Origin of the sequence: Streptomyces sp. NPDC007905 (genome assembly GCF_042959345.1) — a bacterium.
Taxonomy (GTDB): domain Bacteria; phylum Actinomycetota; class Actinomycetes; order Streptomycetales; family Streptomycetaceae; genus Streptomyces.
In genome coordinates, this window is sequence record NZ_JBIBKS010000009.1 from 48,844 (window position 1) to 67,967 (window position 19,124).

The 19,124-nt window shown below is 71.7% G+C and carries 16 protein-coding genes; 13 read left to right on the top strand and 3 right to left on the bottom strand.

Annotated elements, in window-relative coordinates:
* The first annotated feature begins 47 nt into the window (after window positions 1–47).
* Window positions 48–1,238, top strand: coding sequence for an acyl-CoA dehydrogenase family protein (locus tag ACFZDC_RS17480; RefSeq protein WP_391324641.1), 1,191 nt, complete (start codon window positions 48–50; stop codon window positions 1,236–1,238).
* Between the two features lie 39 nt (window positions 1,239–1,277).
* On the opposite strand, the gene ACFZDC_RS17485 is transcribed toward ACFZDC_RS17480, so the two are convergent.
* Window positions 1,278–1,715, bottom strand: coding sequence for a cell division protein SepF (locus ACFZDC_RS17485; RefSeq protein ID WP_391324642.1), 438 nt, complete (start codon window positions 1,713–1,715; stop codon window positions 1,278–1,280).
* A 312-nt stretch (window positions 1,716–2,027) separates the two neighbouring features.
* Between ACFZDC_RS17485 and ACFZDC_RS17490 the strand changes: the two genes are divergently transcribed.
* Complete coding sequence (locus ACFZDC_RS17490; protein ID WP_391324643.1) at window positions 2,028–3,143, top strand: DUF5685 family protein; 1,116 nt, start codon at window positions 2,028–2,030, stop codon at window positions 3,141–3,143.
* A gap of 60 nt (window positions 3,144–3,203) precedes the next feature.
* Here the strand turns inward: ACFZDC_RS17490 and ACFZDC_RS17495 are convergent, their stop codons facing one another.
* Window positions 3,204–4,142, bottom strand: coding sequence for a transporter substrate-binding domain-containing protein (locus ACFZDC_RS17495; protein ID WP_391324645.1), 939 nt, complete (start codon window positions 4,140–4,142; stop codon window positions 3,204–3,206).
* Window positions 4,143–4,601: 459 nt separating this feature from the next.
* On the opposite strand from ACFZDC_RS17495, the gene ACFZDC_RS17500 reads away from it, so the two are divergent.
* From ACFZDC_RS17500 to ACFZDC_RS17540, 9 genes are all read left to right on the top strand, one after another.
* A complete protein-coding gene (locus ACFZDC_RS17500; RefSeq protein ID WP_391324646.1) occupies window positions 4,602–5,459 on the top strand; it encodes an ABC transporter permease subunit in 858 nt (285 codons plus the stop codon).
* On the top strand, window positions 5,456–7,210 hold the full coding sequence (locus tag ACFZDC_RS17505; protein WP_391324648.1) for an FAD/NAD(P)-binding protein: 1,755 nt from the start codon (window positions 5,456–5,458) through the stop codon (window positions 7,208–7,210). Before ACFZDC_RS17500 ends, ACFZDC_RS17505 begins: the two co-directional genes overlap by 4 nt.
* Window positions 7,211–7,247: 37 nt before the next feature.
* The gene (locus ACFZDC_RS17510) at window positions 7,248–8,009 is read left to right on the top strand and encodes an ATP-binding cassette domain-containing protein (RefSeq protein WP_391324650.1); all 762 of its coding nucleotides are present in this window, start codon (window positions 7,248–7,250) and stop codon (window positions 8,007–8,009) included.
* 91 nt (window positions 8,010–8,100) lie between these two features.
* On the top strand, window positions 8,101–9,165 hold the full coding sequence (locus ACFZDC_RS17515; protein WP_391324652.1) for an LLM class flavin-dependent oxidoreductase: 1,065 nt from the start codon (window positions 8,101–8,103) through the stop codon (window positions 9,163–9,165).
* Entirely contained in the window at window positions 9,162–10,475 is a 1,314-nt protein-coding gene (locus ACFZDC_RS17520; RefSeq protein ID WP_391324654.1) for an NtaA/DmoA family FMN-dependent monooxygenase, read from the top strand. The genes ACFZDC_RS17515 and ACFZDC_RS17520 overlap by 4 nt, the downstream gene beginning before the upstream one ends.
* Window positions 10,472–11,254, top strand: coding sequence for a DUF1684 domain-containing protein (locus ACFZDC_RS17525; RefSeq protein WP_391324656.1), 783 nt, complete (start codon window positions 10,472–10,474; stop codon window positions 11,252–11,254). Before ACFZDC_RS17520 ends, ACFZDC_RS17525 begins: the two co-directional genes overlap by 4 nt.
* 285 nt (window positions 11,255–11,539) lie before the next feature.
* Entirely contained in the window at window positions 11,540–12,439 is a 900-nt protein-coding gene (locus ACFZDC_RS17530; RefSeq protein ID WP_391324658.1) for a trypsin-like serine protease, read from the top strand.
* Window positions 12,440–12,718: 279 nt separating this feature from the next.
* Window positions 12,719–16,144 (top strand): DNA polymerase III subunit alpha, encoded by a 3,426-nt coding sequence (locus ACFZDC_RS17535; RefSeq protein ID WP_391324659.1) that lies wholly within the window; start codon window positions 12,719–12,721, stop codon window positions 16,142–16,144.
* Window positions 16,141–17,115 carry a hypothetical protein gene (locus tag ACFZDC_RS17540; RefSeq protein ID WP_391324661.1) on the top strand — a complete coding sequence of 325 codons (975 nt, stop codon included), beginning with the start codon at window positions 16,141–16,143 and terminating at the stop codon, window positions 17,113–17,115. The genes ACFZDC_RS17535 and ACFZDC_RS17540 overlap by 4 nt, the downstream gene beginning before the upstream one ends.
* Before the next feature lie 16 nt (window positions 17,116–17,131).
* Here the strand turns inward: ACFZDC_RS17540 and ACFZDC_RS17545 are convergent, their stop codons facing one another.
* The gene (locus ACFZDC_RS17545; protein WP_391324663.1) at window positions 17,132–17,506 is read right to left on the bottom strand and encodes a cupin domain-containing protein; all 375 of its coding nucleotides are present in this window, start codon (window positions 17,504–17,506) and stop codon (window positions 17,132–17,134) included.
* Window positions 17,507–17,591: 85 nt separating this feature from the next.
* Between ACFZDC_RS17545 and ACFZDC_RS17550 the strand changes: the two genes are divergently transcribed.
* Both ACFZDC_RS17550 and ACFZDC_RS17555 read left to right on the top strand, forming a co-directional pair.
* Window positions 17,592–18,038, top strand: a complete 447-nt coding sequence (locus ACFZDC_RS17550; RefSeq protein WP_391324665.1) for a MarR family transcriptional regulator — start codon at window positions 17,592–17,594, stop codon at window positions 18,036–18,038.
* 170 nt (window positions 18,039–18,208) lie between these two features.
* Window positions 18,209–19,108 carry an alpha/beta fold hydrolase gene (locus ACFZDC_RS17555; RefSeq protein WP_391324667.1) on the top strand — a complete coding sequence of 300 codons (900 nt, stop codon included), beginning with the start codon at window positions 18,209–18,211 and terminating at the stop codon, window positions 19,106–19,108.
* Window positions 19,109–19,124: the final 16 nt, after the last annotated feature.

The window sequence follows — 19,124 nt, forward strand, 5'->3', positions numbered from 1 at the left end:
AGTTTTTACTCTGCCGCAACGTGCCTCAGTGTCCCGGAGGGTGTTCCATGTCCGCGTCCGCGAAGTTGCCCCCGTTCGATGCCGCCGACCCGCTCGGGATCGACGACCTCCTGGACCCGGAGGACCTGGCGATCCGGGACACCGTCCGCGGCTGGGCGGCCGACCGCGTGCTGCCCTACGTCGCCGACTGGTACGAGAAGGGGGAGCTGCCCGGTATCAGGGACCTCGCGCGCGAGCTCGGTGCGATCGGCGCCCTCGGCATGTCGCTGACCGGGTACGGCTGTGCGGGCGCGACGGCCGTGCAGTACGGCCTGGCCTGTCTGGAGCTGGAGGCGGCCGACTCGGGCATCCGGTCCCTGGTCTCCGTCCAGGGCTCCCTCGCCATGTACGCCATCCACCGGTTCGGCAGCGAGGAGCAGAAGCAGCAGTGGCTGCCGCGCATGGCCGCCGGCGAGGTGATCGGCTGCTTCGGGCTCACCGAGCCCGACCACGGCTCCGACCCCGCCGCCATGCGCACCCACGCCAAGCGCGACGGTGACGACTGGGTCCTGAACGGCCGCAAGATGTGGATCACCAACGGGTCCGTGGCCGGGGTCGCGGTCGTCTGGGCGCAGACCGAGGACGGGATCCGGGGGTTCGTCGTACCGACCGACCGCCCCGGCTTCTCGGCGCCCGAGATCAAGCACAAGTGGTCCCTGCGCGCCTCCGTGACCAGCGAACTCGTCCTCGACGACGTACGGCTGCCCGCCACCGCCGCGCTCCCCGAGGTCACCGGCCTGCGCGGACCGCTCAGCTGTCTCTCGCACGCCCGCTACGGCATCGTCTGGGGCGCGATGGGCGCGGCGCGCAGCAGCTTCGAGTCGGCCCTGGAGTACGCGCGGACGCGGGAGCAGTTCGGGCGGCCCATCGGCGGCTTCCAGCTCACCCAGGCCAAACTCGCCGACATGGCGGTCGAGCTGCACAAGGGGATCCTGCTCGCCCACCATCTGGGGCGTCGGATGGACGCCGGCCGCCTGCGTCCCGAGCAGGTCAGCTTCGGCAAGCTCAACAACGTCCGCGAGGCCATCGAGATCTGCCGTACGGCGCGGACGATCCTCGGTGCCAACGGGATCTCCCTCGAATACCCCGTGATGCGGCACGCGACCAACCTCGAGTCGGTGCTCACCTACGAGGGCACGGTCGAGATGCACCAGCTCGTGCTGGGCAAGGCGCTCACCGGGCTCGACGCCTTCCGGTGAGCCCCCGAAGGGTAGGCAGGGCCGGTGAGCGGCCCTGCCTCAGCTCTGGTTGAAGAAGCCGTCCTCGCGGTTCTTCGCCGGCTCACCGCTGACGATCTCCGTGTTCGAGGGCGTCAGCAGGAAGACCCGGTTCGCGACCCGCTCGATCGTGCCCCTCAGGCCGAAGGTCAGCCCGGCCGCGAAGTCGACGACGCGCTTGGCGTCGGCCGGCTCCATCGCCGTGAGGTTCACGATGACCGGGACGCCGTCCCGGAACAGCTCGCCGATGGCGCGGGCGTCCCGGAAGCTGTCCGGGGTGACCGTGCCGATCCGGCGGCCCTTCTCCTCGGCCGTGTCCGTGGCCACCTTCACCCGGGGGTCCGTGACCCAGGCGTCTGGGGACTCGGTGCCCTCGGAGTAGTCGTCGTCGTAGTAGCGCTCGTCATCGTTGTCGTCGACGAGGCCGAGCCACGCACTCGCCTTGCGTACCGATCCCATGGACGCCTCCTCTCACAGCGGTCCTTCTTGCTTTCCGCATCCCTATGGTCATCCATGATGCGGACGGCGCGCCAAGTGGATAGACGCCGCGCGGGGGGTTTGTGACGGTACTGGTGCACAGCGGATCCGTCGAGAGTCCTTGTGCCCCAAGGGTCCCGACTCATACGGCTGCTGACTGTGAGTGAAATATGATGGTCGGCGGCGGATGGGTGATGCACGGTGCGTACGGGTGAACGTGACGCCTGATACGACCTGACAGTCGGCCGATATGATGCCCCGGCTCAAGGTCGCAGCACACCACGGGGGATCGGCGTGTTCGGAATCGTCAGGCCGTGCGGCCACCGGCTCGGTGAGGGGCTCAAGGCCCAGTGGATGGCGCACTTGTGCGGACTCTGTCTCGCGCTGCGCCGCGACCACGGACAGTTCGCCCGCGTCGTGACGAACTATGACGGGCTTCTCCTATCGGTTCTGACGGAGGCTCAGGCGGACGCGACGAGCGGGTCCCGTCGGCCCGCCGGCCCCTGTGCGCTGCGCGGGATGCGGACGGCGTCCGTCGCGCAGGGTGAGGGCGCGCGGCTCGCCGCCGCCGTGTCGCTGGTGCTCGCCTCCGCCAAGGTCCACGACCATGTCGCCGACCGGGACGGGCTGCTGGCCCACCGGCCGATGGCGGCAGCGGCGCGCCGGGTCGCGGTCGGCTGGGGACGGGCGGGGGAGCGCGGCGGGTCGGCGGTCGGGTTCGACACCGGTGTCCTGGTCGACGCCGTCGACCGGCAGACCGGCATCGAGGCCCTGGCCGGGTACGGCACCCCGCTGCTGACGGTCACCGAGCCGACCGAGACCGCAACCGCGGCCGCCTTCGCGCACACCGCGGTGCTCGCCGGACGGCCGGGCAACGCCGAGCCGCTCGCCGAGGCCGGCCGCCTCTTCGGGCGGCTGGCGCATCTGCTGGACGCCGTGGAGGACAGGGAGCCCGACGCCCGCTCGGGCGCCTGGAACCCCCTCACCGTCACCGGCACCCCCCTCGCCGAGGCCCGCAGGCTCGCCGAGGACGCCCTGCACGGCATCCGGCTCGCCCTGCGGGAAGCGGAGTTCACCGACGGCAAGCTCGTCCATCTGCTGCTCGCACACGAACTGCGGCGCTCCGTGGACCGGGCGTTCGGCACGGTACCGGCGTGTGCCGCACATCAGCCGGGGTCCGGTCCGTACGGGCCGTACACGCCGCAGAAGCCCACGGTGCCACGCGGGTTCCTGGCCGGCTGCGGGGCGTTCCTGGCGCTGTGCTGCACCTGCCGGTTGTGCTGCGCCGAGGAGTACGAGGGCCCCTGGTCCCGGAGGAAGCGCGAGGGCTGCTGCCGCGACTGCGACTGCGACTGCCCCTGTGACGGCTGTGACGGCTGTGACTGTTGCTGTCCGTGCGACGGTTGCTGAGCGTCACCTCACGAACAGCCGGGGTCCGCCCACGGACCCCCCGTACGGACCCCGGCCGCTTCAGTTCTTCGGTTCCGGAGGAGAGATCCGGGACGTGGCGATCGCCGAGCCCGTCGTCCCCCACTTCTTCAGGATCTTGTCGTACGTGCCGTCGGCGATCAGCTTGTTCACCGCTGCCCGGAAGGCCGGGGCCAGGGGGGTGCCCTTCTTGAAGGCGAAGCCGACGTCCAGGCGGTGGTACTCGTTGAGGAACTTCACGCCCCGCTGGTGGGCAACCGCGTAGCGCAGACCGTTGATCGTGGACATCACCACGTCGCTGCGGCCCTGCTGCACCGAGGACCAGATGGCGCCCTGCTCGGAGTACGTCTGCACCTGGTACGCCTTCTTGCCCGCGTCGGTGCACACGTGCGCGTTGTCCTCCAGCGTGGCCTCGAAGGTCGTCCCCGCGCCGGTCGCGACGGTGAGGCCGCACAGCTGTGTGAGATCGGTGATCCTGGTCAGCTTGCTGTCCTTGCGGGTGGCGAAGCCCTGGCCGTCGTTGACGTAGGTGACGAAGTCGATCGTCCTGCGACGCTCGTCGGTGACACCGAAGTTGCTCGCGCCGACGTCGTACTTGCCGCTGTCCAGGGCGGGCAGGATCGCCTCGAAGCTCGCCTGCTCCACCTTGAGTTCGAGGCCGAGCACCTTGGCGACCGCCTTGGTGAAGTCGATGTCCTGGCCGGTCGGAGTCTTGCCGTCGGGCAGGTAGGTGGTGCCGGGTGGGGTGCCGCCGACGCTGACCGCGACGGTGAGGCTCGTGACGCCGGCGGGCAGCAGCTTCGCGGCCGCCCCGTCCTTCTGCTCGGCGGAGACGACGTCGGTGGTGGGCACCCTGTCGGACGTGCCCCCCACTCCGGCGGCGTCCGTCCCGCCCGGGCCACCGGATCCGGAGCCACAGGCGGTGAGGAGCAGAGCGGCCGAAGTGATGGTGATGAAAGGCAGCAGATGACGCGTACGCATCGGAAAGCGGTCTCCTGAGAGCAGCAGGCGTGCAGAGCGCGAGGGGAGGGGGTGCGCGTGTGAAGGCGTGAAGAGAACGCGAAGAGCAACGCGAAGACAAGGGGAGAACGCGAGTACGCCCGCCGAAGGGCAGACGTGGCAGGGGGTCAGCTCAACAGGACGCGGACCACACGCGACCGAAGTCGATGTGGGAGCGGGTGACCAGCCACTGCTGTGGATGCATGGGCCAAGTGGAACAGGCATCCGATTCCGCGTCAACCGAGTTGAGACGTACGGCTCACAGTGTGGACGGCCTTGACAGTGCACCGAAACGCCCACGTACTCTCGGTGGACGGCCCTGCTGAGGGGCTCGGCCGTATCCGCGCCAGCGGCGCGCCCGTGTGAAGGCACCCACCGTGTTCGACCTTCCCCCACTCTCGACTTCGTTCGGGCCGGGGGACCCCACCACGGAGCCTTCGCATGTCATCCGACACCCTCGCCCACGTCCCCGCCGCCTCCGAGGCACCCGAGCGCGCGGACGCCCTGCGGATCGTCCCGCAGCGCCGACTCGGCCAGTGGACAGCCGCCGTCGCCGTCCTGGTGCTGCTGGCCCTCGCCGTCAACTCGGTCCTGCGCAACGAGGCGTTCCAGTGGAACGTCGTCGCCGGCTACTTCACCTCTGACTCCGTCCTGCGCGGACTGTGGCTCACTCTGTGGCTGACCGCGGTCGTGATGGTCCTCGGCTTCGCCCTCGGCACCCTGCTCGCCGTCTTCCGGCTCTCCGCCAACCCGGTGCTCCGGTGGGTAAGCCGGGGATACGTCTGGCTGTTCCGGTCGATCCCGATCCTGGTGCAGCTGCTCCTGTGGTTCAACATCGGGGCGCTGTACCCGCAGGTGTTCGGGGTGAAGACCGTCAACCTGCTGAGCCCCGCCGCCGTCGCGGTCGTCGGACTCACCCTGCACGAGGCCGCCTACGCCGCCGAGGTCGTCCGGGGCGGCATCCTCTCCGTCGACCGCGGGCAGACCGAGGCCGCCCAGGCGCTCGGCCTGAGCCGGTGGCGGCGCGGGCGGCGGATCGTGCTGCCGCAGGCCATGCGCTCCATCGTGCCGCCCGCCGGGAACATGCTGATCGGCACCCTCAAGGGCACCTCCATCGTCAGCGTCATCGCCGTCAACGACCTGCTGTTCTCGACGCAGTTGATCTACCACCGCACCTACCAGGTCATTCCGCTGCTGATGGTCGCCACCCTCTGGTACACCATCGTCACCTCGGTGCTCGGTGTCGGCCAGCACTACGTCGAGAGGCACTACGCCCGCGGGACGGAGTCCGCCCGATGAGGTCGCACCTGGTGATCGTGGGTGCCGGGCCGCGGGGGACCGGTCTCCTCGAACGCATCGCCGCCAACGCGCCTGCGCTGTACACCGGTTCGGGGCTCGACATCCACCTGGTCGACCCCCATCCACCGGGCGGCGGACGCATCTGGCGCGAGGCGCAGTCGCCGCTGCTGTGGATGAACTCGCACGCCGAGGACGTCACCATGTTCACCGACGGGACGGTGCGGATGGACGGCCCGGTGCGCGAGGGTCCCACCCTGCACGAGTGGGCCGGCCTGGACGGCCGCACCTTCGCCGACCGGCAGCTCCAGGGCCGCTATCTGCGCTGGGTGTACGAGCGGGCCCTCGCCGAGCTGCCCCCGGGCATCACCGTCCACCACCACGCCCGGCGTGCCCTGCGCGTCAGCGGCCCGCGCGAGGGACGCCAGCAGGTGTGGCTGGAGGGCCGCCCGCGCCCCCTGCTCGCCGACCTGGTCGTCCTCGCCCTCGGCCACCTCGACTCCGAACTCGACCCGGACCAGGCCGAGCTGGCCGCCTACGCGGGTGAGCACGGCTTGGTCCACCTGCCGCCCGACTTCACCGCCGACAGCGACCTGTCCCCGCTGAGACCCGGCGAACCCGTCCTCGTACGCGGCTTCGGGCTGGCCTTCGTCGACCTGATGGTGCTGCTCACCGAGGGCCGGGGCGGGCGCTACGAGGGTGACACCTATGTTCCGTCGGGGCGCGAGCCGGTGCTGTACGTCGGCTCGCGGCGCGGGGTGCCGTACCACTCGAAGATCGGCTACGACTGGACCGGCGACCGGCCGCCGTTGCCCCGCTTCTTCGGCCCTCCCGAGGTCGAGGGGCTGCTGGCCCGGCCGGAGGGCTTCGACTTCCGGCGCGACGTGTGGCCGCTGGTGGAGAAGGAACTGGGCTTCGCCCACTACCACCGGCTGTTCACCGCCCACGCCGAACGTACGGCGATGACCTGGGCCGACTTCGAGGAGCAGTACGCGGCCGCCGACCCCGCCGAGACCCGGGCGCTCGTCGCCGCCGCCGTACCCGACCCGGCCGACCGCCTCGACCTCGCCGCGCTCGACCACCCCCTCGACGGTGTCCGGTACGCCTCGCACGAGGAGTTCCAGGAGGGCCTGCGCGGTTATGTCGAGGGCGACCTGGGCCGCAGGCACGATCCGGACCACAGCGCCGACCTGGGCGTCTTCCTCGGGCTGCTGTCCGTCTACGGGCAGCTGGTGCGGCTCGGGAACACGGCCCCCTGGTGGCACGGCTTCTTCAGCTGTCTGGCGTCCGGGCCGCCCGGGCCCCGGCTGCGGCAGATGCTCGCCCTGTCCCGGGCCGGGCTGGTGCGGTTCGTCGGCGCCGACATGGCCGTCACCGCCGAGGGCGGCGTGTTCCGGGCGACCAGTCCCACCGTGCCCGGGTTCTCCGTCGAGGCGCGGGCGCTGGTCGAGGCCCGGCTGCCCGAGCCGGCCGTGGGCCGGGCCCGCGACGCCCTGCTGCGGGACCTGCACGCCGACGGGGCCGCCGAGACCCCCGACGGGCTGCTGCGCGTCGACCCCGGCGACGGCCGCATTCTGGACGGGGCCGGACGACCGCATCCGCGGCGCTTCGCGCTCGGCCCGTTCACCGACGCCCGCACCCCGGGCGCCTTCACCCGGCCGCGCACCGGCGGCCCCGCGTTCCGGCAGAACGACTCCACCGCCCGGGCCGCGCTGGCCTTCCTGCGGGACCGGGCCGGCGAGGCCGCCGCGTGACCGCCCCACCCACGTCCACTGACAAGGAACCCCCACCATGACCGTCATGGTCGACATCAGGTCGGTGCACAAGAGCTTCGGCTCGCTCGACGTCCTCAAGGGCATCGACCTCCAGGTGCGCGCCGGTGAGGTCACCGTCGTGCTCGGCCCCTCCGGCTCCGGCAAGTCGACGCTGCTGCGCACCATCAACCATCTGGAGAAGGTGGACAAGGGCACGATCAGCGTGGACGGCTCGCTGATCGGCTACCGGCGCGCCGGTGACAAGCTGTACGAGCTGCCCGAGCGCGAGGTCCTCGCTCAGCGCACGCGGATCGGCTTCGTCTTCCAGAACTTCCACCTCTTCCCGCACCTCACCGTCCTCGACAACGTCGTCGAGGCGCCGGTGTCCGCGCTGAAGCGGCCGCGGAAGGAGGCGGTGGAGCGCGCGCACCGGCTGCTGGAACGGGTGGGGCTCGGCGACAAGGCCGACGCCTACCCCCGGCAGCTGTCCGGCGGCCAGCAGCAGCGGGTCGCCATCGCACGGGCGCTCGCGCTGGAACCGAAGCTGCTGCTGTTCGACGAGCCGACCTCGGCGCTGGACCCCGAGCTGGTCGGGGAAGTCCTCGATGTCATCAGGGACGTGGCGAGCCGGGGCACGACGATGATCGTCGTCACGCACGAGATCTCCTTCGCCCGGGAGGTCGCCGACACGGTGGTGTTCATGGCCGACGGGAGGATCGTCGAGCAGGGGCCGCCGGGCGAGGTGCTGGGCGCTCCGCGGGAGGAGCGGACTCGGGCGTTCGTGTCGAAGGTGCTGTGAGGATGGCCGCCGTGGGTCCCCTGTGTCCGGCCGCCGCCGGCCCGCGTCGCCGTTGCGCGCCGTTGTGGAACGAAGGCCGAGGGGCGTTGACATGAGTGGGCTGTTGCACCTCGCCGCCGCCCTCGATCGGCCGGGCTCCTTCGACGCCGCATGCTACGTCGAGTTGGCGCAGCTCGCCGAGCGCGGTGGGTTCGACTTCGTGACGCTGGACGACTCCTTCGCACGCCCCGGGCCCGACGCGCTCGCCGTGCTGTCGCGCGTGGCACCCGCCACCCGGCGGATCGGGCTGGTCCCGACCGTCAGCACGACGCACACCGAGCCCTTCCGCATCCAGGCCGCCGTCGCCACCCTCGACTGGGCCAGCCGGGGCCGGGCCGGCTGGCGGATCGACGTCTCCACCACCGAGGGCGAGGCCCGCCTCTTCGGCCGCAGACACGCCGGCCCCGTGGACGCGCTGTGGCAGGAGGCGGGAGAAGTCGCCGACGTGGCCGCGAGGTTGTGGGACAGCTGGGAGGACGGCGCGGAGATCCGGGACGTGCCGAGCGGCCGCTTCCTCGACCGGGACAGGCTGCACCACGTCGACTTCACCGGTACCGGCTTCTCCGTCAAGGGCCCCTCGACCGTGTCCCGGCCACCGCAGGGCCACCCCGTCCGCGTGGTCGACGCCACCGAGGGGCGGGCCCGGTCCATCGCGGCCCGGTACGCCGACGTGGCCCTGGTCCGCGCCGCGAGCCCCGCGCAGGCCGCCGCCGTACGCCGGCAACTGCACGAAGGGGCCGCAGGGTCCGGCAGGAATCCGGGGGCTCTTCGGGTCTTGGTGAGCCTGATCGTCGACCTCGGGGCCGGTGAGCACGCCGCCGAGCCAGGGCACGGCGGGGGAGGGCCCCGGGCGAGCGCACAGGGCCCGCTGTACCGGGGTGGCCCCGTCGACCTCGCGGAGCTGATCGCCGCCTGGCACGCGCAGGGCGTCACCGACGGCTTCCACCTCATCCCGGTCGAGCCGGGCCGTGACCTGGAGCGGCTGGTCAACGGCACGGTGGCGTTGCTCCAGCACCGTGGCCTGTTCCGCACCTTCTACCCGGGCAGCACCCTGCGCGAGCACCTGGGCCTGTCCCGGCCCGTCAGCCAGTACGCCGTGACGGGGGGAACGTCATGACCGTACGACGGCAGGTACACCTGGCGGCCCGTCTGCCGGGGAGCGGTGACACCGCCGTGTGGACCGATCCGCGCTCCGGCTCGCGGACCGCGTTCGCCACCGTGGAGCAGCCGGCGCGTACCGCCGAGCGCGGACTGTTCGACTTCATGCTCCTGACCGAGGGGCTGCGGCTGCCCGAGCACAAGGGGCGGATCCACGACCTGCACGCCACGGGCTGGCCGGAGTCGGTCACCGTGCTGAACGCGCTCGCCGGCGTCACCCAACGGCTGGGGCTCGCCGCCACCGTGCACGCGGCCTTCAACGAGCCGTACGAACTCGCCCGCAGACTCGCGACCCTGGACCACCTCAGCGGCGGCCGGGCCGCCTGGCACGTGGAGACCTCCTCGGACGCCTTCACCGGCGCCAACTTCCGCCACGGCGGCCGTGTCGAGCATGCGGATCCCTATGGCAGGGCCGCCGAGTTTGTCGCCGTGGCACGGCAGCTGTGGGACTCCTGGACGGCCGACGGGGTGTCCCGGCCGTTCGCGCACCAAGGCCGGCACTTCGACATCGCGGGCGAGTTCGGCCTGCCCCGCTCGCCGCAGGGCCACCCCGTGGTGATCCGGGCGGGGGACTCGGAGCAGGACCGGGAGTCCGCGGCGGCCTCGGCCGACGTACTCCTCGCCCGGCACCGCCCGCCGGCGGCGGGCCGCTCCTTCCGCGCCGACATCCACCGGCGGCTCGCCGCGTACGGCCGGGCACCGCAGGACCTGAAGGTCATGCCCGCTGTCACCGTCGTCCTCGGCGACACCGCCGCCGAGGCCCAGGAACGGGCCGTGGAGATCAGACGGCAGCAGATCACCCCGCGGGGCGCGCTGCACACCTTGGAGCGGGTCTGGGGCCGGGACCTCTCCGGCCACGACCCCGACGGGCCGCTCCCGGACGCCGACCCGGTGCCGGGGCGGGGGACGAGCGAGGACCGGACTCGGCTCACGCTCGCCGAGAAGTGGCGGGCGCTGGCCGAGGAGAAGGGGCTGTCGATCCGGGAGACCGTGATCGAGTTGCGCGGCCGCCAGTCCTTCATCGGCACCCCGGAGGCGGTCGCCGCCGAACTCGAGGCCTACGTACGCGAGGACGCCGCCGACGGATTCGTTCTCCTTCCGCACCTCGCGCCCGGCGGCCTCGAGGAGTTCGTGGACCGCGTGGTGCCGCTGCTGCAGGAGCGCGGCGTCTTCCGCACGGAATACCGGGGCACGACCCTGCGCTCACACCTCGGGCTGCCCGACCCACGGGAGAAGGCTGAGCGCACAGGAAAGGAACCGATCGCATGACGACCGACGCACCCGACGCCTGGAAGCGGTGGCACGAGCAGCGCGTGGCGGCGGTCTCCGCTCCTCACGGACCGCTCGCGCTGACCGCCACCCACTGGATCGTGGATCATCCGGAGGGTCGACTTCCGGACATCGCCGGAACGTGGGTGGCCGAGGGTGACGGGGTGGTGCTCGCCGCCGTCGAGGCCCACGGCCTGACCGTGGACGGCCGGCCCTTCTCCGGAGAGGTCGAGCTCTCCGCCGACAGCGGACCGGAGGCCGGGGCGCGGGTCGCACTGGGCGAGAAGCGGCTGGTGGTGCTGGTCCGTGAGGGCGTCTGGGGCGTGCGGGTCTTCGACCCCGAGGCCGAGACCCGGCGCGCCTTCCGGGGCATCGAGGCCACCCCGTACGACCCGAGCTGGTCGGTGCCGGGCCGTTTCACGCCGTACGAGGACACGCGCACCGTGCGGGTCGGCACCGCGGACGGACGGGAACGCGGGCTCGCCCTCGCCGGCGAACTCGCCTTCACCGTGGCCGGGAAGGACCTGACGCTCCAGGTCGCGCAGCAGGGCGACGGCCGGCTGTGGGCGGTGTTCGCCGACGCCACCAGCGGCGACACCAGCTTCCGCTTCCGGTTCCTCTTCCCGCGGGCACCGGACGCCGAGGGCCGTACCACGGTGGACTTCAACCGCGCCCAGCTCCCGCCGTGCGCCTTCGCCGACCACTTCGTCTGCCCCTTCCCGCCGCCGGGGGACCGGCTGGACGTGGCGGTCGAGGCGGGGGAGCGCGCTCTGAGCTGAACCCGGGGGCCGCACCTTGAGGAACACGCCGATCCGGCAGCGTCCCATTGGCCCCCACCCCGTAGGGCTTCCGCTTTCAGGAAAAGTCAAGGCGCGTGACCGGTACGGCGGTTGAACGCTGCACGGCCGAAAGGCGCCCTTGTGCCGACCGGCCGTTCGGCCGAATACTCCCCCTCAGCGCTTGTCAGGGGCATGAGTGTTCGGAATCCCGGGCCGGTTCCTGGCTGCGCCTCACGGGCCCCGACCCCACGCGGGCCCCCGACTTCCCCTGGGAGGGAACGAAACGTGAGGATCAAGCGCACCACTCCCCGCAGCGGCACCGCGAGACGGACCCGGCTGATCGCCGTGGCGACCGGCTTCCTGGCCGCGGCCGCGTTCGCCGCCCCCACCGCGAACGCCACCGATGCCCACACGTTCAGCGCCAACCAGCTCACCAGGGCGAGCGACTCCGTCCTCAAGGCCGACGTCCCCGGCACGGCCTGGGCGGTGGACAGCAGGACCGACCGTGTCGTCGTCACCGTCGACAGCACGGTCTCCCAGGCCGAGATCGCCAAGATCAGGCGGCAGGCCGGCGCCGACGCGGGCGCGCTGACCATCAAGCACACCGCCGGCAAGTTCAACAAGCTGATCACCGGCGGCGACGCCATCTACGGCGGCCAGTACCGCTGCTCGCTCGGCTTCAACGTGCGCAGCGGCAGCACGTACTACTTCCTCACCGCCGGCCACTGCGGCGAGGTCGCCTCCACCTGGTACAGCAACTCCAGCCACTCCACGGTGCTGGGCACGAACGTCGGCTACAGCTTCCCGGGCAACGACTTCGCGCTGGTGCGCTACACCAACTCCTCGATCGCGCACCCGAGCGCGGTCGGCAGCCAGACCATCAGCAGCGCGGCCACCCCGGCCGTGGGTACGACCGTCTACCGGCGCGGCTCCACCACCGGCACCCACAGCGGCCGGGTCACGGCCCTCAACGCCACGGTCAACTACGGCAGCGGTGACATCGTCTACGGCCTGATCCAGACCACGGTCTGCGCCGAGGGCGGCGACAGCGGCGGTCCGCTCTACGCGGGCAGCGTGGCCTACGGTCTGACCTCCGGGGGCAGCGGCAACTGCTCCTCCGGCGGTACGACCTTCTTCCAGCCGGTCACCGAAGCGCTGAGCTACTACGGTGTGACCCTTCCCTGACGGGACGGCTCCGGTGAGCCCCCGCGCGCGAGGTGCGTGCGGGGGCTCACGCCTGTCCGGGCTCGACTCGCGCCATGTCTCCGCGGGCTCTCCGGCATCACCTCGGCCGCTGCGGGCGTACACCCCCCCGGCGGGTGCGGGCCACCCCGGGCATCGGGTGTTTGTGCAGGTGGGATGCGGTCGCACGGATGTCGCACACTTGTTCGGGAATGAGGGTATGGTGGGAGTGGGAACTGATGTTCGAGAGTCGTTCGGGACTCACGAGTGCGGGAGGTGTGTGTGCCGGGCTTCGCGCATCTGCACACCGTCTCCGGGTTCTCCCTGAGGTATGGGGCCTCCCACCCGGAGCGGCTGGCCGAGCGCGCCGAGGAACGGGGCATGGACGCTCTCGCCCTCACCGACCGCGACACCCTCGCCGGTACGGTCCGGTTCGCCAAGGCCTGCGCCAGGGCGGGGGTCCGTCCCCTGTTCGGCGTGAACCTGGCGGTGGCCGAGCCGGAGGTCGTACGGCGTGAGCGGCGTCGTACCCCGGTGCGCGGTGGCGCCTTCGTGGACGAGTCGGCTCCCCGGGTGACCTTCCTCGCCCGGGACGGGGCCCGCGGCTGGGCCGACCTGTGCAGGATCGTCACGGCGGCGCACGGGGGCGAGGACGGGCCCCTGCTTCCCTGGGCCGGCAACCATGGCGACGGTCTCACCGTGCTGCTCGGTCCGGGGTCGGACGTGGGTCGTGCGCTCGCCGCGGGGCGTCCCGACCGCGCCGCGAAGCTGCTCGTCCCCTGGCGCGAGATCTACGGCGACGCGCTGCGTCTGGAGACCGTCTGCCACGGCCGTGAAGGGACGGGGCCCGGCTCCCTGCGGCTGGCCGCCCGCACCGTCGGCTTCGCCGCCGAGCAGGGGATCCGCCCGGTGCTCAGCAACGCCGTCCGGTACGCCGACCCCGGCCAGGGGCAGGTGGCCGACGTCCTGGACGCCGCCCGCCGTCTGGTTCCGATCGACCCTCGCAAGGAGCTGGACTCCGGCGCTGCCTGGCTGAAGGACGCGCAGACCATGCTGCGGGTCGCCGAGCGGGTCGTGGAGGCGGCCGGGTACCGGCGGGACACCGCCCGCCGGCTGCTGGAGCAGACCCGGGCCACGGCCGCCGAATGCCTGGTCGATCCCGAGGACGACCTCGGCATCGGCACCGTCCACTTCCCCGAGCCGCACCTCGTCGGTGCCGGCCGCCGCACCGCCCAGCGGGCGCTCGCCTCCCGGGCGGCGGCGGGCATGGTGCTGCACGGCTACGCCGGCCGGCGCGCCTACTGGGAGCGGATGCACCAGGAGCTGGACATCATCGCCCACCACGGCTTCGCTTCCTACTTCCTGACCGTCGCCCAAGTCGTGGACGACGTGAGGGAGATGGGGATCCGGGTGGCCGCTCGCGGCTCCGGCGCCGGTTCTCTCGTCAACCATCTCCTGGGCATCGCGCACGCCGACCCGATCGAGCACGGGCTGCTGATGGAGCGCTTCCTGTCCAAGGAGCGGGTCGTGCTGCCCGACATCGACATCGATGTGGAGTCCGCGCGCCGGCTGGAGGTCTACCGGGCGATCATCGGCCGGTTCGGCAGCGAGCGGGTCGCCACCGTCTCCATGCCCGAGACCTATCGGGTGCGGCACGCCATCCGCGATGTGGGGGCCGCTCTGTCCATGGATCCGGCCGAGATCGATCGCGTGGCCAAGTCCTTTCCGCACATCCGGGCGCGGGACGCTCGCGCGGCGCTGGAGGAGTTGCCCGAGCTGAAGCAGCTCGCGGGGGAGAAGGAGAAGTTCGGCAAGCTGTGGGAGCTGGTCGAGGCTCTCGACGCCCTGCCGCGTGGCGTCGCCATGCATCCGTGCGGGGTGCTCCTGTCCGACGCCTCCCTGCTCGCCCGTACGCCGGTGGTGCCGACCAGTGGCGAGGGGCTGCCGATGTCGCAGTTCGACAAGGAGGACGTGGAGGACCTCGGACTGCTCAAGCTGGACGTGCTCGGGGTGCGGATGCAGTCGGCGATGGCGCACGCGGTCGCCGAGGTGGAGCGGGTGTCCGGCGAGCGGGTCGACCTGGACGCGCTGCCGCCGGGCGACCCGGCTACGTACGGGCTCATCCGGTCCACCGAGACGCTGGGCTGCTTCCAGATCGAGTCGCCGGGACAGCGGGATCTGGTGGGACGCCTGCAGCCGGCCACCTTCCACGACCTGGTCGTCGACATCTCGCTGTTCCGGCCCGGGCCGGTCGCCGCCGACATGGTGCGGCCGTTCATCGAGGCGCGGCACGGGCGGGCGCCCGTCCGGTATCCGCACCCGGACCTCGAAGGGCCGCTGAAGGACACGTACGGGGTCGTCGTCTTCCACGAGCAGGTCATCGACATCGTCGCCATCATGGCCGGCTGTGGGCGCGGTGAGGCGGACCGGATCCGGCGCGGGCTGTCCGATCCGGAGTCGCAGGGGCGGATCAAGGTGTGGTTCGCCCAGCACGCGGCGGCGAACGGGTACGACGCGGAAACGATCCAGCGGACCTGGGAGATCGTCGAGGCCTTCGGTTCGTACGGCTTCTGCAAGGCGCACGCGGTCGCCTTCGCCGTACCGACCTACCAGTCGGCATGGCTGAAGGCCCATCACCCGGCCGCCTTCTACGCCGGGCTGCTCACGCACGACCCCGGCATGTACCCGAAGCGGCTGCTGCTGGCGGACGCGCGGCGGCGCGGGGTGCCGATCCTGCCGTTGGACGTGAACGTGTCCGGGGTCGCACACAGGATCGAACTGGTGTCTGAATCAGGGGTATGGGGGCTGCGGCTCGCCCTCTCCGACGTGCACGGCATCAGCGAGGCCGAGGCGAAGCGGATCGCGGACGGGCAGCCGTACGCCTCCCTGCTGGACTTCTGGGAGCGGGCCCGCCCGAGCCGTCCGCTGGCCCAGCGGCTCGCCCAGGTGGGGGCGTTGGACGCCTTCGGTGCCAATCGGCGTGATCTGCAACTGCACCTGACCGAGCTGCACCGGGGCGCCCGGGGCGGGGGCGGCGGTCAGCTTCCGTTGGCCGGCGGCCGGAGGACGGCCTCGGCCGGGCTGCCCGACCTGACCTCGGCGGAACGGCTCAGCGCCGAGCTGGGCGTGCTCTCCATGGACGCCTCGCGCAACCTGATGGACGACCACCGGGAGTTCCTCAAGGAGCTGGGCGTGGTGTCGGCGCGTCGGCTGCGCGAGGCCAGGCACGGGGAGACGGTGCTGGTCGCGGGCGCCAAGGCGGCCACCCAGACCCCGCCGATCCGGTCCGGCAAGCGGGTCATCTTCAGCACGCTGGACGACGGCACGGGCCTGGTCGACCTCGCCTTCTTCGACGACTCGCACGACGCCTGCGCCCACACGGTCTTCCATTCCTGGCTGCTGCTGGTGCGCGGAGTGGTGCAGCGGCGCGGTCCGCGCAGTCTGAGTGTGGTGGGCTCCGCCGCCTGGAACCTCGCCGAACTCGTCGAACTGCGCGTCGAGGGCGGGCTCGACGAGGTGGCGGCGCGGCTGGCGGAGCCCGTGGCGGAACGGGCGGACGGTGATCCGACGGGCGGGCGCCGGATCCATCTGCCGACCGGATACGAGATGCATCCGTGGGCCGACCTGCGGCCCGCGGGCCAGGAGGCCTCACAAGGGCCTTCGGCCGTAAGGAAGTTGTGGCACCAGAGTCCGGGGAGCGCGGGATGACCATTCTCTGTGTACGTTTCCGGCTGCCGCCGATGTACGAGGCGGCCCTGCCCGGCCTGCTCGGACTGCTGGAGGAGTTCACCCCGGTCGTGGAGGCACTGCCCCCGGACGGGGCGCTGGCCGATCTCCGGGGCGCCGAGCGGTACTTCGGGCGCAGCGCCGTCGAGCTGGCCTCGGTGATCCGGGTCCGCGCCCTCGCGCTGCACGGCGTCGACTGCGTGACCGGCGCCGGGCCGGGCCCGATGCTGGCCCGCGTGGCGCTGCGCGACGCCCGTCCCGGGGTGACCTGTGTCGTGCCCGAAGAGCCGGACGCCATCGCGGAGTTCCTCGCCGACCGGCCCGTGTCCGCGCTGCCCGGCGTCGGTACGGCGACCGCCCGCACCCTGTGCGAGTACGGCCTGGACACCCTGGGCCTGGTCGCCGCCGCGCCCCTGTCCACGCTCCAGCGGCTGATCGGCGCGAAGGCGGGCCGTGAGCTGCGCGAGAAGGCGAGCGGCATCGACCGCGGCCGGGTCGTGCCGAACGCCGTTTCCCGTTCTTTGGCTGCTGAACGCCCCTTTGAACTCGATGAGCTGGACCCCGACCGGCATCGCAGGGCACTGCTGTCGGCCGCCGAGGAGATCGGTGCCCGGCTGCGCGCGGTGGAGCGAGTCTGCCGCACCCTGACCCTCACCGTGCGCTACGCCGACCGCTCCTCGACCACCCGCAGCCGCACCCTCAAGGAGCCGACCGCGCACTCGGCGGCCCTGACGAAGACGGCTTACGGCATGTACGAGGCGCTCGGCCTCCAGCGTGCCCGGGTCCGCGCGCTCGCCCTGCGCGCCGAGGGCCTGGTCCCCGCCGACCAGGCCTCCTACCAGCTCACCTTCGACGCCGTGGACGAGAGGGTCCGCCGCATCGAGGAGGTCGCCGACCGCGCCCGCGCGAAGTTCGGACCGCGGGCGGTGATGCCCGGATCGCTGGCGGCGTAACACCACCGCGGGACGTTCAGTTGGCCCACGGCGGCGTGATGCGTGTGCCGTCGGCCAGCCGTGCCTCCAGGCCGACGGAGGTGGCGACCCAGGAGATCGCGGTGTGGTCGGTGGGGTTCTCGACGGCCAGGGTCGTGCCGGCGTTGATGATCACCGTGTCGCCGGCGGACACCCGCTCGGTGCGACCGTCGAGGCTGATCAGCAGCTCGCCCACCAGCAGGTGAAAGATCTCCTCCCGGTTGACCGTGTGGGCCGGCGCCCTGGTCCCGGCGGGAATCTCGCCCCGCCACGCGCACAGTTCCCTGCTTCCGGTGCGGGGGGTGGCGTACGAGACGAAGCGGGTGCCGTGGATCTCGTGGGTCACGGCCTCGGCCGAGCGGACGACGGGCATGGGAAACTCCGTTTCATTCGGTCAAGCTACTTGACTACATGGTCAAGCAGCTTGACCGACTCGTCAAGGGTGTTTCAATGCCTCCGTGCAGAACTCCGAAGCCATGGCCCTGTCCGCCGCCCTCCTCGCCGTCGCGGGCGATCTCACGCAACGCATCCACAACGGAGTCGTGGCTCGCGGCTTCACGGACGTTCGGCCCGCTCACGGCTTCGCCTTCGCGCGGCTCGCGCCGGACGGCGCCACCGTCACCGACCTCGCCGCCCATCTCGGGGTGACCAAGCAGGCGGCGAGCCAGTTGGTCGACGAGATCGTGCGGAAGGGCTACGCCGAGCGGCGGCCGCATCCCGAAGACGCTCGGGCCCGGCTCGTCGTGCTCACCGAGCGGGGGTGGGAGTGCACCCGGGCGGCGGAGGCCGCGGCCGCCGAGGCTGTGGGGCTATGGGTCGAACTGATGGGCGAGGGGGAAGTGCGCGTGTTGCGGGAATGCTTGATGCGGATCGCGCCCTACGGTCCGGTCAGGCCTGCCTGGTGACGGTTCGTCGGCGGTCGAGTGAGCCCCTGGTTGTCGCTGGAAGTTTTTACTGACACGTAACTTCACACCTGCACTACTCGCCCGTAACTTGACGAGTGAACAGCATCCTCGTGATCCGGATCACAAGGTTAGGCCGTCGCACCTCCCTTGAGCCGCAAGGAGATCACCCGATGCTGCCCTGGAAGCGAGTGCTCAGACCCCTCGCCGCGTTGCTTTTGACCGCCGCCGTCGCCATCGTTCCCGCCGCCACCGCGCATGCCGCCGACACCGCCCCCAGCTCGGGGTCCACCCGCTCGAGCGGAGCCGAGAGCGGGGGAGGCTGGAACGACTGGTCCTGCTTGCCCTCCACCGCCCATCCCCGCCCGGTCGTGCTGGTCCACGGCACCCTGGGCAACTCCATCGACAACTGGCTGTCCCTCGCCCCCTATCTGGAGACCCGCGGATACTGCGTCTACTCCCTCGACTACGGCCAGCTGCCGGGCGTCCCCCTCTTCTACGGCCTCGGCCCCATCGACAAGTCGGCGGAGCAGCTGTCCACCTTCGTCGACAAGGTGCTCGCGTCGACCGGAGCCGCCAGGGCCGACCTGGTCGGCCACTCCCAGGGCGGCATGATGCCCCGCTACTACCTGAAGTTCCTTGGCGGAGCCGCCAAGGTGAACGCCTTCGTCGGCCTCGCCCCCGACAACCACGGCACCGACCTGAACGGCCTCACCAACCTGGTGCCGTACTTCCCCGGCGCCGTGGACCTGATCAAGGCCACCACCCCCGGCCTCGCCGATCAGATCGCCGGCTCCGCCTTCCTCACCAAGCTCAACGCCGGCGGCGACACCGTCCCCGGAGTGCACTACACGGTCATCGCCACCAAGTACGACGAGGTGGCCACCCCCTGGCGCAACCAGTATCTGAGCGGATCGGACGTCCACAACGTCCTGCTCCAGGACCTGTGCCCGCTCGACCTGTCCGAGCACGTGGCGATCGGCCTGTTCGACCGCATCGCCTTCCACGAGGTGGCCAACGCCCTCGACCCGGCCCGCGCCACCGCCACCACCTGCGCGTCGGCCTTCAGCTGACGCGCCGCCGGGGCCT